Source organism: Arachnia propionica (assembly GCF_037055325.1).
Taxonomy (GTDB): domain Bacteria; phylum Actinomycetota; class Actinomycetes; order Propionibacteriales; family Propionibacteriaceae; genus Arachnia.
Genome location: NZ_CP146373.1, coordinates 2,579,697 through 2,592,129, shown reverse-complemented (window position 1 = coordinate 2,592,129; position 12,433 = coordinate 2,579,697). Strand labels below are relative to the sequence as shown.

The 12,433-nt window shown below is 65.3% G+C and carries 13 protein-coding genes; 7 read left to right on the top strand and 6 right to left on the bottom strand.

Going from position 1 to position 12,433, the window contains the following annotated elements; translation table 11 throughout:
* Positions 1 to 291, bottom strand: a complete 291-nt coding sequence (locus tag V7R84_RS11995) for a EutN/CcmL family microcompartment protein (protein ID WP_338569332.1) — start codon at positions 289 to 291, stop codon at positions 1 to 3.
* Between the two features lie 4 nt (positions 292 to 295).
* Entirely contained in the window at positions 296 to 1,450 is a 1,155-nt protein-coding gene (locus V7R84_RS11990; protein ID WP_338569329.1) for an ethanolamine utilization protein EutH, read from the bottom strand.
* A gap of 271 nt (positions 1,451 to 1,721) precedes the next feature.
* Between V7R84_RS11990 and V7R84_RS11985 the strand changes: the two genes are divergently transcribed.
* The 3 genes from V7R84_RS11985 to V7R84_RS11975 are packed head-to-tail and all read left to right on the top strand — an operon-like array spanning position 1,722 to position 5,263.
* Positions 1,722 to 3,098 carry a PLP-dependent aminotransferase family protein gene (locus V7R84_RS11985; protein ID WP_338569328.1) on the top strand — a complete coding sequence of 459 codons (1,377 nt, stop codon included), beginning with the start codon at positions 1,722 to 1,724 and terminating at the stop codon, positions 3,096 to 3,098.
* 52 nt (positions 3,099 to 3,150) lie between these two features.
* Complete coding sequence (locus V7R84_RS11980; protein WP_338569326.1) at positions 3,151 to 4,029, top strand: neutral zinc metallopeptidase; 879 nt, start codon at positions 3,151 to 3,153, stop codon at positions 4,027 to 4,029.
* 7 nt (positions 4,030 to 4,036) lie between these two features.
* Positions 4,037 to 5,263, top strand: coding sequence for an acetyl-CoA hydrolase/transferase family protein (locus tag V7R84_RS11975; protein WP_338569324.1), 1,227 nt, complete (start codon positions 4,037 to 4,039; stop codon positions 5,261 to 5,263).
* A gap of 48 nt (positions 5,264 to 5,311) precedes the next feature.
* Here the strand turns inward: V7R84_RS11975 and V7R84_RS11970 are convergent, their stop codons facing one another.
* From V7R84_RS11970 to V7R84_RS11960, 3 genes are all read right to left on the bottom strand, one after another.
* Positions 5,312 to 6,295, bottom strand: a complete 984-nt coding sequence (locus tag V7R84_RS11970) for a hypothetical protein (RefSeq protein WP_338569323.1) — start codon at positions 6,293 to 6,295, stop codon at positions 5,312 to 5,314.
* A gap of 79 nt (positions 6,296 to 6,374) precedes the next feature.
* A complete protein-coding gene (gene msrA, locus V7R84_RS11965; RefSeq protein ID WP_338569320.1) occupies positions 6,375 to 7,028 on the bottom strand; it encodes a peptide-methionine (S)-S-oxide reductase MsrA in 654 nt (217 codons plus the stop codon).
* A gap of 122 nt (positions 7,029 to 7,150) precedes the next feature.
* Positions 7,151 to 7,369, bottom strand: coding sequence for a hypothetical protein (locus V7R84_RS11960; protein ID WP_338569318.1), 219 nt, complete (start codon positions 7,367 to 7,369; stop codon positions 7,151 to 7,153).
* A gap of 679 nt (positions 7,370 to 8,048) precedes the next feature.
* Here V7R84_RS11960 and V7R84_RS11955 point away from each other — a divergent pair.
* Genes V7R84_RS11955 through V7R84_RS11945 form a run of 3 tightly spaced genes read left to right on the top strand, consistent with a single transcriptional unit; the run spans position 8,049 to position 10,899 of the window.
* Positions 8,049 to 9,098: an alpha/beta hydrolase gene (locus V7R84_RS11955; protein WP_338569317.1), complete on the top strand. Its 1,050-nt coding sequence runs from the start codon at positions 8,049 to 8,051 to the stop codon at positions 9,096 to 9,098.
* Positions 9,095 to 10,252 carry a sensor histidine kinase gene (locus V7R84_RS11950; RefSeq protein ID WP_338569316.1) on the top strand — a complete coding sequence of 386 codons (1,158 nt, stop codon included), beginning with the start codon at positions 9,095 to 9,097 and terminating at the stop codon, positions 10,250 to 10,252. Before V7R84_RS11955 ends, V7R84_RS11950 begins: the two co-directional genes overlap by 4 nt.
* Positions 10,249 to 10,899 carry a response regulator transcription factor gene (locus tag V7R84_RS11945; protein ID WP_338569315.1) on the top strand — a complete coding sequence of 217 codons (651 nt, stop codon included), beginning with the start codon at positions 10,249 to 10,251 and terminating at the stop codon, positions 10,897 to 10,899. The genes V7R84_RS11950 and V7R84_RS11945 overlap by 4 nt, the downstream gene beginning before the upstream one ends.
* Positions 10,900 to 10,942: 43 nt before the next feature.
* Here V7R84_RS11945 and V7R84_RS11940 read toward each other — a convergent pair whose 3' ends face one another.
* Complete coding sequence (locus V7R84_RS11940) at positions 10,943 to 11,623, bottom strand: uracil-DNA glycosylase (RefSeq protein WP_338569312.1); 681 nt, start codon at positions 11,621 to 11,623, stop codon at positions 10,943 to 10,945.
* A 196-nt stretch (positions 11,624 to 11,819) separates the two neighbouring features.
* On the opposite strand from V7R84_RS11940, the gene trhA reads away from it, so the two are divergent.
* A complete protein-coding gene (gene trhA / locus V7R84_RS11935; RefSeq protein WP_338573903.1) occupies positions 11,820 to 12,431 on the top strand; it encodes a PAQR family membrane homeostasis protein TrhA in 612 nt (203 codons plus the stop codon).
* The last annotated feature ends 2 nt before the right edge of the window (positions 12,432 to 12,433 follow it).

Sequence of the window (12,433 nt, the reverse complement as noted above, 5' to 3'; positions counted from 1 at the left end):
TCAAAGCTTCCTGAAGGTCACGCAACCCTCGACCTCCAAGGAGTCGAGGATCGCCATGATCACCGAGTCGACGGGGGCGTTGTCGTTGTCCAGGCCGCGACGGGCAGCGCTTCCATCGGCCACCAGGACGAGCTCCCCAGCGCCTGCGCTGACCATGTCCACCGCCACGAAGGGATCACCGTAGAGTTCGTTGTCGGGGGTGGCGGCCCTGAGGATCAGGAGCTTTGAGCCCCGAATGTTGTCCGGCTTCATGGTCGAGACCGCGGAGCCGATCACACGAGCGATCCGCATCGTCTCAGGCCCCCTCGGTGGCTGTTTCGGGTGCCTCCGGTGCCGGGGCCTCCTCTGCCTTGGGCAGGGACCTGCCGAACAACAGCAGCGCCAGGGCGACAGCGGCGATGCCCGCCACAAGTTTGCCGGCGATCACTGCGGCGATCATGCTGGACTCCGCCCCGGCCACGAAACCGAGATGGTCGCCGAAGGCGAAGGCGGCACTCACCGCGAAGGCGGAATTGACCACCTTGCCGCGGTTGTCCATGTCCTTCATGACCTGGAACATCGGGATGTTGTTGGCCAAGGTGGCGATCATGCCGCCGGCTGCGGTGTCGTTGATTCCGATGAGCTTGCCCACCTTGCCGAGGGGTTTGCTGGCCAGTTTGATGATGAGGAAGACCGCAGGGAAGGCGCCCAGCAGCACGATGGCGATGAGCCCGACCGTTTCGAGGCCCTTGGTGACGGGTGTGAGTTCCCACCCCGCGGGCATGATCTTGATGTGCAGCACCTCTTCGAAAACCGCGATCATGAGACCGACGGTGATGATGGCGAGCAGGATCTTGCCGAACCACTCGAAGCCTGTGGTCATGGCGTTGGGGAAGCGCCACAAACCGAAAGCGATGAGCAGAGCGGCAGCGACGATGGGGATGAGGTTGATCAGCACCATGCCGATCGGGAAGCCCGCGATCAGACCGGAGATCAACACGCCGACGGGAATGGTGCAGATGCCCGCCAGGATTCCCTTGGCCAGGAAACCGCGGTCGTCTTTCTCGATGATCCCGAGGGAGACGGGAATCGTGAACACGACCGTCGCGCCCATCATGGAGCCGAGTACCAGACCCGACAGCTGCGCCGCCTGCGGGTTTGCCGTCATCTGCTGGGCCAGGGGCCAGCCGCCCATGTCACAGGCCAGCAGGGTACCCGCGAACATTGCGGGGTCAGCGCCGACGAGTGAGTAGACCGGGTTGATGATCGGCCCCAGCAGCTTCGCGAGTACCGGTGAGAGCGAGATGATGCCGACCATGGCGAGTGCCAGGGGACCGAGGGCGTTGAAGCCTTCCTCGAACTGTTCGCCCAGACCGAACTTGTTTCCGATGGCCCGGTCTATGCCGCCGAGGACCATGCACAGCATCAATATCCAAAGGATGATCTCGTTGATGCCCACTGCGACTCCCATGCCGTCCCGTTATCTTGTCCGGACCCCGTGGTGGGATCCCACTCGCATCCGCGTCACGAGGCCGCCCACGGCCACCCGTGCACCCACGGACAGGAACATGCTGCCGATCCAGCAGGAAGTTTCCCAGACCACTTAGCACGAAAACGGCAGACCACTTTGAGGGATGGAGCGGTGCCTCTTGGGTGGTCCCGGTGGTGTCCGTCGAGCCAGTTTCCTGCAGGCTGGGTCTCAATCGGCCCGAGGGACTCGACCGCTGGGTAGCCTGTCTGGCATGGCAAGGACCGCACTACCAATCCAGCAGCGCCTGGTCCTCGATCCCGGGGTCACGCCGATTTCCCATCGCGTCGTCGCGGCGATCAGACGTGGGATCGAGGACGGCAGCCTCGTCGACGGCGACCCCTTGCCCTCGTCCAGGAGATTCGCCGAGGAGTACGACATCTCACGTTCCTGTGTCGTCGAGGCCTATGAAATTCTCGGCGGATTGGGCCTGGTCACGTCCTCGCAGGGCAGCGGCACCCGCATCAGTCAGGGCGCGCGGGATCTGCTGCGAGGTTGCCCACCCGAGGCTGAGGAAACAACGGCCAGGAGCCAGATCGATGCCGTCCCATCGGTGAACTTGACTGTTCCCGGGGGAGCGGACAACTCCATGATCAATCTGCGGGATTGGAACCGGGCGTGGCGGGAGGCCATTGATCCATTCGAGACGACGAGCGGCATCGCGGCCCTGCAGAAGGCGCTCAGCGACCACTTGCGTTCCTTTCGTGGAATGGTGCTGGAACCTGACCGGATCGTGTTGCGACCGTGCATTGGAAGCGTGATCGCGGACATCGTCCACGGGCTGGAGCTGCGAGGCTGCGGGGTTGCCATCGAGGATCCCGGATATCCGAGGGTGCAGCGACACCTCATTAACGAGGGATGTCGGGTGCACTGCGTGCCCGTGGATGAGGAAGGCCTCAGGATTGACATGCTGACCGGCGCCGACAAGGTGGTGTACGTCACGCCGGCGCGGCAGTGGCCCACAGGGGTCGCGATGAGTGCTGAGCGTCGCCGGGAATTATTGGAGTGGTCGGCTCGGGTCGGTGGGGTCATCATCGAGAACGACCTTGACGCCGAGTTCACCTACGGGCATGCCCCCCAGCCGACTCTGTTCTCCATGGCGGGGGAGGGCGCGAGGGTGATCTATATCGGTTCCTCCTCGAAGCTCATCACCCCAGAGTTGGGGCTGGTGTGGCTGGTAGTTGATGACGAGTTCCGTAGGCGCGCCGCGGACGTCGCGATGGTCTCGGACTTCTCGGCGCGGGCGCTGGCCCATTACATGTCCTCCGGTGCCATGTATCGACACCGCAACAGGGCACTCGCGTTGTTTGGGGAACGCCGGGCGGCGTTGCTCACGGCACTGGGCAAGCTGGTGCCCGATGTGCGGATCTTCGGCGATCCGAGTGGCACGGAACTTGTGCTGCACCTGCCCGAGAGGGTCGACGAGCTGGTGGTGCAGATGCGGCTGGAGGACCTCGGGTATCGGGTCTCGACGTTGGGGGATTTCGCGATGCGTGACCATCCGCCTGCATTGCTGCTGCAATACGGGGACCTGGCGCCTGTGCAGGCGCGGAACTTCGCCGAGAGTCTGCGCGGGGTCCTGGCGTCCTGAGGGTGTCGAGTGCCCGGCCCGGCTAGGCTGAACTGGTCAGAGGAGGTGGCACATGGACTATCGCGACAGCGTTGACCTGTCCGATTCGCGTACTCAACGCGCCTCGGGAGGCGGGGGTGGTGGCCGGATGGCCCTGGGCGGTGGCGTCGGCGGGTTGGTGCTGATGCTGCTGGTCGTCTTCGTCGGCCCGCGGTTCGGCATCAACGTCTCCGACCTGCTCGGATCCAGTTCGGGCCAGGACACCCAACCGGTGGTGCAGGGCAGCGATCTCGACCACTGCAAACAGAAGGACGTCAACGTCAACACCAACCGCGAGTGCCGCTGGCTGCTCTACGAGAAGGTCCTGCAGAGCTACTGGTCGAAAACGGCAACGAACTACAAGTACGCCACGGTGAAGCTGTTCTCCGGCACCATCAACACCGCCTGCGGGGTGGGTCAAACCGAGATGGGGCCGTTCTACTGTTCCGGTGACTCCACCGTCTACATCGACGACTCCTACGTCGGACAGCTCCTCAAACAGCTCGGAGCCTCCGGCGGGGACGCAGCCGAGCTCTACATCGTCGCCCACGAGTTCGGGCACCACATCCAGAATCTCGACGGAACCATGCGCAAGGTCACGCGCGGTACCGGAGCTGATTCCGCGCAGGTGCGGCTTGAACTCCAGGCCGATTGCTACGCCGGGGTGGTGTTCAACCAGGTCATGAAGGATTCGAACTCGCCGATCAAGGCGGTCAGCAAGGACGACCTGCTGCGCATCGCGGATGCGGCCCGTTCCGTCGGCGACGACCACATCCAGAAACAACAGGGTGGATTCGTCAACCCCGAGTCGTGGACCCACGGCAGCTCCGAGCAACGGCAGCGCTGGTTGAGTGTGGGCTTCGATTCCGGTAATCCTTCCTCCTGCAACACCTTCGACACCCAGGACCTGTGAGGCTGAAGTGAGAATCGTCGCCCCCGAGCAGCTGGCCGCTGCTCTGCCCGAGCTGCCCGGGAATCCCCGCATCGTCACCCAGGGCAGTTTCGGTACCCCACGTGCCCTGCTCGGGTTGCTGGACGCGGCCATTCCCGAGTACCGACTGTTCATCGTCAACGGGCTCGGCGCGCTGCCGGACCGCGAAGGGGTGCGGCTTGAAACCACCTTCGTCGGTTCCGGGCTGCGCGGGAATCCTCGGGTCGACTACTACCCGGCGCGGCTGTCCACCACTCCCCAGCTGTTTCGTGGGGCGCTGCCTCCGGATGTCGTCGCGGTGCAGACCTCGCGGGTCGTTGACGGGAAGGTCAGTCTCGGCATCGAGGTGCAGGTGCTGCCAGGCGCCATCGACGCCGCGAAACAGCGCGGCGCGATTCTGGTGGCGCAGATCAACGAGAACCTGCCGTTCATCCACGGCGACGGGGTGCTGTCGGTCGACGACATCGACCTGGCCGTCGAGATCGCCGAGCCGGTGCCGGTGGCACCCGAGGGCAAGATCGACGACGAGTCCGCGGCGGTCGGGGAGAGGCTCGCGGCGATGGTGCCCGACGGCGCCACGCTCCAACTCGGCATCGGTGCGCTGCCGGAGGCGGTGATGCAGGCGTTGCGGAACAGCCGTGGACTCAGGGTGTGGACCGAGCTGATGGCTGATGGCTTCTTCGGGCTGCTGCGTTCCGGTGCCCTCGACGATACCCACCCCATCACCGCGACCTTCGCCTACGGTTCCGAGGAGCTCTACGCCTGGGCCGACGACAACCCGCAGCTGCGGCTGCTGCGTTGCGAAACCACGAACAGTCCCGGGAACATCGCCCGACAACCGGCGGTGACTAGCATCAACACCGCGCTGCAGGTCGACCTGTTCGGGGCCATCAACGCCACCCGCGTCAACGACCGCATCATCTCCGGTACCGGAGGGCAGGCCGACTTCATCGTCGGGGCCCTGCAGTCCCCGGGCGGGCAGGCGATCATCGCGTTGAAGTCATGGCACCCGAAGGCCAACCGCTCCACCATCGTGCCGAAACTCACCGAACCCACGACGTCACTGCAACCGTCCTGGGTGGTCACGGAACAAAACACCGCCCGCGTCTTCGGGGCTTCCCAGCGCGACCAGGCGCTGGGCCTGATCGAGGCGGCCAGGCCTGAGGCCCGCGATTCGCTGCGCGCCGAGGCTGAACGCATGGGACTGCTCGACTGAGGGACCTCTCTCTTGCCGGCTGACTCAACCAGCTGTACAGCAGAGAGCTCACTGTCTCAGCTGATCCTCGGAGTACTCGGTGCCGTCGGGGGCTGTGAAATGCACCTTGCCGCCGCAGTCGTAGCGGATGATCGGGGTTTTTTGCCTGTAGCGGTTGTCCACCTCGATTTTGCACTCCGCCTTGGAACCGGAATTGAACTTCTGAATTGAACGCGCCAACACCAGGGCGTCGAGTTGGGTCGGATCGAAGGGGGTGAGGGAGGACGCCTCCTTGATTCTGGTCGTGTACACCGGCAGTGCGGCGGAACGGATGCGTCGTTCGGTGATGCCGTTGTTCGCCGGCAGGTCGATCCAGTACCCGGTGTTGGGTCCGAAACCGATCTGTGTGGCGGCGCGGCTTCCAGCGATGACGGCAGCCAGGCCGTCGGTCAGGTCCGCCACGGATGTGTAGCCGAGGTTGCGCACCGGGGTGCCGTCCTTCTCAAAGAACACGGTTTTCGTCTCGGGGATTGTGGTGACGGTGAGGTAGACCTCGCCGGAGCGCTGCTCGACGATCTGCATGATCTTTTCCATCCCTGTCGCTCCCATGCGAGTGGCGGTATCGAACAAATCGTTGATGTTTCCGAGTGGATAATCGGTTGGGCGGAAGGTGGTTTGTCCCAGGTATTGGATGTCGGAATCCGCAGGGGTGATCTGATTGGCGCGCCACCGCAGGGTGAACGGTTTCTGGGTTGTGTCCAGCACCGTGAGGGTCACCTCGGAGGTCGAAACATCGAGTTTCAATGCGGGGCGGTTGTTCGTGATTTCCATCATGCGGCGCACGATCTGTTTCGCACCGCCCGTAGTGAGGTCCTGAGTGACGCTCATCGGTACTGGGAAGGCCACCGTCGGTGTCGGTGTGACGTTCGCATCCGGGGTTGCGCTCACGGAGATGGCAACGGAGGGGGTCGGGGAGGGGGCGGGATCAGATGTGGACGCGCATCCTGCGAGCAGCACGACCATCGCGATGACGATGACGCGGCGCAGATTCACCGGTTCATTCTAGGGGCAGTGCTGGATCGGGTCGCAAAACCCATGTCCTGATCCAGGTCATTCTTTGGGGTGAGAACCATCATGTGCATGCGACTCCGGTGGCGTGGTTCGGGCAATAGCCTCCCGGATTTTTGTGCAGGTACTGCTGGTGTTCCTCCTCCGCGTGGTAGAAGGTGGCGCCATTGGTGATCTCAGTGGTGATTTCGCCGAATCCGGCTTCGGTCATGCGGGTCTGGAAGGCATCGCGGGATGCGATGGCTGCCGCGTGCTGGGCGGCATCGACCGGGAAGATCGCGGACCGGTATTGGGTGCCGATGTCGTTGCCTTGCCGGAAGCCCTGGGTGGGGTCGTGGTTCTCCCAGAAGATCCTCAGCAGGTCCTCGTAGCTGATGCGTGACGGGTCGAAGACCACCCGAACTGTTTCCGTGTGTCCGGTGCGTCCGGTGCAGGTCTCGCGATATGTGGGGTTCGGGGTGAAGCCTCCCATGAACCCGACGGCGGTGTTGACCACGCCGTCGGTGCTCCAGAACAGCCGTTCCTCACCCCAGTAGCACCCCATCGCGAAATAGGCGACCTCACAGCCCTCAGGGACCTCGTCCAGGCGCAGGCCGAGCACGGCATGTCGGGGCATGGTGCCCAGGACAGGCGTGTCACGCCCGGGCAGGGCGTCGTCGGCGGTCACGAGCTGGGGGTTCCGGCGACCGCTGAGCCATCCAAGGACATCAATCTCCATGAAAGTCAGTCTATGAGGCACGTCTTCCTTGACGCTGGTTGAGCCGGGCTGCGAGGAATCCGGTTTACCCAGCCCCTCGTTCCCGTTGCGGGCGATGTCCCGGATCAGGGAGTTGATCCTCTTCAAGGTCCGACGGCCCCGGGCCTACCACCAGAGGTAGTCCTCCCACGCCTCGTTGGCCCAGCAGATCCGCATCTCAGTGGTCGTCGAGGAGGTCGTGCTGGGTGCCGTCGTTCCTGTCGAGCTGCTCCATGGCGCTGGTCAGCCTGGGCGTTGGCGGGTGAGCACAGCAGGCAGGCGGTCTCGCGGAGGGACTGGTACTCCTCCAGCGAAACGATCACGACGGGTTCGTGTCCCGCCCGGGTGATGACGATCTCCTAGCGATTGTTCACGACCTCACCGAGGACACCGCTGCGTAGTTGGCCCGGGACTCGGTGTACGACATGGTCTTCACGGCCACCTCCTGTACGGGAAAGCGTACAAAGCTTCGTGGGTGCGGCCATTCCGAGAGGGTGAACCGCCACGGTCAGGTGGGGGAAGTGGTTGATGCTCTCGCCACTGTGCCGGGAACGTGGAAGGCCGAGGCGTGGAGCATGGGACGGCCTGGCCGCCGTCAGCGGCAGTGATGGCGAGTGACAGCGATCAGCGACGACGCAGATGTCCCTGATGGAGGGGCAGACCCGGCTCCCCCGGCGGTGTCTGCCGGGAAGGAGCTGCTTGCATCGCAGGTCGTAAATGAGGTTCCTTCCCGGGCCCGTAGCGGATCTCGTGGCAATACCGACAGCATGGAGGGATGATTGAAAAGGAGCGGAGATGAGGGTGCTGAAGCGCATCATGGCAGGTTGTGCCGTCGTGGTGACGGTGTTGTTGAGTGCCTGTGGTTCAGGGGCGTCGTCCGCTCCTGGGCCTCGGGTGTCGCAACCGGAGGGGCTCATGAGCTGGTCAAGGCGGATCTGGATGCCTGGCTGGATGAGAAGGACCCAGATGCCGGCGGTGGCCGGCGAGGAAAGGTGAGGAATCGTGTCTGACGCGGGCAATGGCGACGCTCTTCGCAGGCTGGTCGCGGAGAAGGAGGACGCCACGAACTCCGGGAGGCCCCGGAAGCGGCGTCGATTCGTGCGGGCGCTGGGTGTGACGGTGATGGTACTGGCGCTGCTCGTTGGGGTGATGAAGGTCACGGACATGGCCATGACCGCCAGCGAACGGGCGGCGAATCCAGCCCCGGGGGTGATGGTTGATGTCGGCGGCCGCAGGATGCACGTCCACACCGTCGGTCAGGGTGAGGCCAGCATCGTGCTGCTCCCGGGGCTGGGCGTCCCGGCGCCGGTGCTTGATTTCGAACCCTTGACGCAGGAGCTGTCGCAGTGGGCGAGGGTGACGGTTGTGGAGCCCTTCGGCTACGGATGGAGCGAGGGGTCGGATTCCCCGATGCTACCGGGGGACGTCGCCAGGGATGTGCATACCGCCCTGCACGGCGCGGGGGTGCCGGGTCCGTACGTGCTGATGGGGCATTCGCTCGCGGGTTTGTACTCCCAGAAGTTCATCGAGACGTTTCCCGGCGAGGTGAGCGGGTTCGTGGGTCTCGACCCGACGAATCCCGCCACCGCCTCCCCGCCGGAAGACGATTGGCGGGCCAGCTTTTTCTCCGGGGTCTTGACCACTCTGGCGCGTCTTGGTGGCGTGCGGGTGGTGCAGGCGATTCGTGGCGTGGAATCGTCCTTGTTGGAGCAGGGTTACAGCAGGGAAAATGTGGACAAGCAGGCGATGCTGACCAGCTGGAATGCGATGTCGCCGGAGACGGTGCGGCAGAGGAAGAGCCTCAAGGAGGCTGTCGAGCAGACCAAGGAGCTTCGGTTCGCCCAGGACCTGCCGGTGCTGGTGTTTACCAGCAGGGGCCGGGAGGAGAACATGAAGGAGAGCCAGAGGGCGTTGCGCGCGTACGTTGGTGAGGGTCGGTGTCACCGGGTCGAGACCCTCGATGCCGGCCACTTGGTTCATCACGAGCAGCACACCAGGATCAACGAGGTGACCCGCGCCTTCCTCGCCGAGTGCGGAACAATGACGCCGTGAACACCCCCGTTCCGATCCGTCGCGGCGACCTGCTGCTGGCCGTCGGCTGCGGGATTCTTCAGGCCACCGCGCTGGCCCTGGGCTATGGCTCCCGGGCCCGGGATAACTATGCGGTCCTGGTGTGCCTAGGAGGCGCGCAGGGGATCGTGCTGGTGCTGTGGCGCCGCCACCCCGTGGTGTGCCAGTTCCTGGTCTGGGGAGCGCAGCTGGCCATGATGGTGCTGATGCCCAGAGGATTCACCTTCGCCTGGGTGGCGCAGGCGGCCGCCGGGTTCGGCATCGGGCTCCGGCTGCCACCCCTGCGGGGCGGGCTGTTGGTGGGGATCCTGGGGCTGGCCGAGGCCGTGGTCATCGTGGTGCGGGATTCCCCGGACCCGGGGCGGTGGGCGGAGGTCCTCACCTTCGTGCTCGGCAAGTTCTCCTTCTACCTGGTGCCGATGCTCGGCGGGGTGATGCTGGCCAGCCGGACCCAGCGCATGCAGCAGCAGCGCGACTGGGAGGTCCGCGAGCACCAGCACCAACTTGCATTGGCCCTGATCGACGAACGTCGCCGGGTCGCTGGGGAACTGCACGACGTCGCCGCCCATCATCTGGCGGGCATCGTCGTGCAGTCCGCGGCGGTCGGGCGGCTCATCGACCGCGACCCCGAGACCGCCAAAGAAGCCGCCGCGCAGCTGAGAGCGCAGAGCAAGAAAACCCTCGACGGCTTGCGATCGGTGGTGGGGCTGCTGCGCGAGAACGCCACCCCCGTGGCGGGCCTGCGCGACCTCCCGGATCTCATCTCCACCACCCGCGACCTCGGGGTCGAGGTGTCCTTCATTCCTCCGTTCCCGCGACCTGCGCTGTCCCCGATCGCCGACAGGGCGGTCTACCGGGTGGTTCAACAGGCCATCAGCAACGCCCTGCAACACGCCCCGGGAGCGTGGCTGCGGATCGACGTCACGCAGACCGGCGACCAGCTGGAGACGACCATCGTCAATGGTTCCGCGCAGCGTCAAGGGGAGTCCAGGACAGGAGGTGTCGGCCTGAAGGTGATGCGGGAAAGGGCGGTCGCGGCCGGGGGAACCCTCGAGACCGGTCCCACCCCGGAAGGCGGCTGGCGGGTCCGGCTCGTCGTGCCGGTGATCGGCGGGGAGGACGAGGAGGAACGGTGATTCGAGTGGTGCTGGTGGACGACCAGGCGGTGGTGCGGGCGGGGTTCCGCGTTCTGCTGGAGGAACACGGCGACATCGCCGTCGTGGGTGAGGCCGCGGGCGGTCGGGAGGCCGTCGCCGTGGTGGCTCGTGAACGCCCCGACGTGGTGTGCATGGACCTGCGGATGCCCGCCGGGGACGGTTTGACGGCCACCCGGCAGATCGTTGCCTCCCGTCAGGACGGAAGCCCCGCCGTGCTCGTGGTCACCACCTTCGACCTGGATGCCGACGTCTTCGGTGCGCTGGAGGCCGGGGCCGACGGATTCATCCTCAAGGACTGCGAACCGGAGGAACTGGTCGACGCCGTCCGTCGCCTCGCCGCTGGGTACGGGCTGGTGGACCACACCGTCACCCGCCGGGTGATCGCGGAGTTCGCCCGCCGTCACGCGCCCGCCGGAAACACAACCGAGATCCGGAAGCTGACGGCCCGGGAACTGGAGATCGTGAAACTTCTCGCCGCGGGCATGTCGAATGCAGAGATCGCGACCGAACTCGTGGTCGAGACCAGCACCGTGAAATCCCACCTGACCCGGATCCTGCCCAAGATCGGCGCCAGGGACCGGGTGCAGGTGGTGGTGTGGGCCCACCGCAATGGCCTCGCCGGATGACCCACATGCCGTGGAACCGGTTGAGATGCGCCGAAACCGATTCTCAGGTGTTGTTGAGGTCCCAGTTGATGGGCTCGGCACCCTGCGACACGAGGGCCTTGTTCGCGCGGCTGAACGGTTTCGACCCGAAGAACCCGTTGCGCGCCGACAGCGGCGATGGGTGGGCGCTGGCGATGACAGGGGTCTGGCCCAGCAGGGAACGGGTGGACTGCGCGTCGCGACCCCACAGGATCGCCACCAACGGCCCGCCGCGCTCCGCGAGGGCAGTGATGGCGGCGGTGGTGACGGCCTCCCAGCCCTTGCCGCGGTGCGATCCCGCCTTGCCGGGGGAGACGGTCAGCACTCGGTTCAGCAGCAAAACGCCCTGCTCGAACCAGGCGCTCAGGTCGCCGTGCGGGGCGGGTGGGATACCGAGGTCGTCGTTGAGTTCCTGGTAGATGTTCTGCAGGCTACGAGGAATGGGGCGCACATCCGCGGCGACGGAGAACGACAGACCAACCGCATGCCCCGGGGTCGGGTATGGGTCCTGCCCGACGATCAGCACCCGCACATCGGCCAGCGGCCGGCTGAAAGCGCGCAACACGTTGTCGCCGGCAGGCAGGTAGCTGCGTCCCTCCGCGAGCTCCTGGCGGAGGAAATCTCCCATGGCGTGGATCTGGTCCTCCACGTCGGTTAGGGCCTCGGCCCAGTCGGGGGCGATGAGTTCTTTGAGGGGGCGTGCCATGGCGTCACTCTAGCGAGACCCACCCTCCGCAACCGGTCCAGTCGGGGTGTGAGGATTGGTTTCCGCGCCCTCCGGGAGTAACCTACGGAGGCGTAAGTTGCGGAAGCGTAGATGTGTGATGATTGCTGTAGTCGACAAGCCCGAAGAAGGCGTCGCCGTCGTGAGTGACGGCGGACAGTGGCCCCGCAAGCCCCTCATGCGGGGCTGGTTGCACCTGGGCTTCGCGCCCGCCCTGCTGATCGCTGGCCTGGTGCTGACGGCCCTGGCCCCAACCCTTCCCGGGCGGATCGGCTGCGCCGTGTGGACCCTGAGTGGGGTACAGCTGTTTGGCACCTCGGCTGCCTATCACCGCGGCAACTGGAACGAGCCGACGATGGCGGTGTTTCGTCGTCTCGACCACTCCAACATCTTCGTTTTCATCGCCGGTACCTACACCCCGCTGACCCTCACCCTCCTCGACGGTGGATCCCGCTGGGTGCTGCTGGGGTTGATCTGGGGGATCGCGGCTTTCGGGATCGTCTTCAGAATCTGCTGGGTGGGTGCGCCGCGCTGGCTGTACACGCTGCTCTACGTGGCGATGGGGTGGGCGGCCCTCGGCTGGTTGGGTGAGTTCTGGACCGCGGGAGGCCCAGCGGTGGTGCTGTTGATGTGTGCCGGCGGCCTGGTCTACTCGCTCGGGGCGCTGGCCTACGGCACCCGTCGCCCGCGTCTCAACCCTCGCCTCTTCGGATTCCACGAGGTCTTCCACGCCTGCACCATCGCGGCTGCGATCTGTCACGGGGTTGCCATTGGACTGGCGGTGTTCTGAAC

What these genes read in the sequence shown, in the direction of transcription:
- V7R84_RS11985 (WP_338569328.1), top strand. Translation starts at nt 1,722, where the DNA reads ATGGCAAGGACCGCACTACCAATCCAGCAGCGCCTGGTCCTCGATCCC.
- V7R84_RS11995 (WP_338569332.1), bottom strand. Translation starts at nt 291, where the DNA reads ATGCGGATCGCTCGTGTGATCGGCTCCGCGGTCTCGACCATGAAGCCG.
- trhA (WP_338573903.1), top strand. Translation starts at nt 11,820, where the DNA reads ATGCGGGGCTGGTTGCACCTGGGCTTCGCGCCCGCCCTGCTGATCGCT.
- V7R84_RS11980 (WP_338569326.1), top strand. Translation starts at nt 3,151, where the DNA reads ATGGACTATCGCGACAGCGTTGACCTGTCCGATTCGCGTACTCAACGC.
- V7R84_RS11940 (WP_338569312.1), bottom strand. Translation starts at nt 11,623, where the DNA reads ATGGCACGCCCCCTCAAAGAACTCATCGCCCCCGACTGGGCCGAGGCC.
- V7R84_RS11990 (WP_338569329.1), bottom strand. Translation starts at nt 1,450, where the DNA reads ATGGGAGTCGCAGTGGGCATCAACGAGATCATCCTTTGGATATTGATG.
- msrA (WP_338569320.1), bottom strand. Translation starts at nt 7,028, where the DNA reads ATGGAGATTGATGTCCTTGGATGGCTCAGCGGTCGCCGGAACCCCCAG.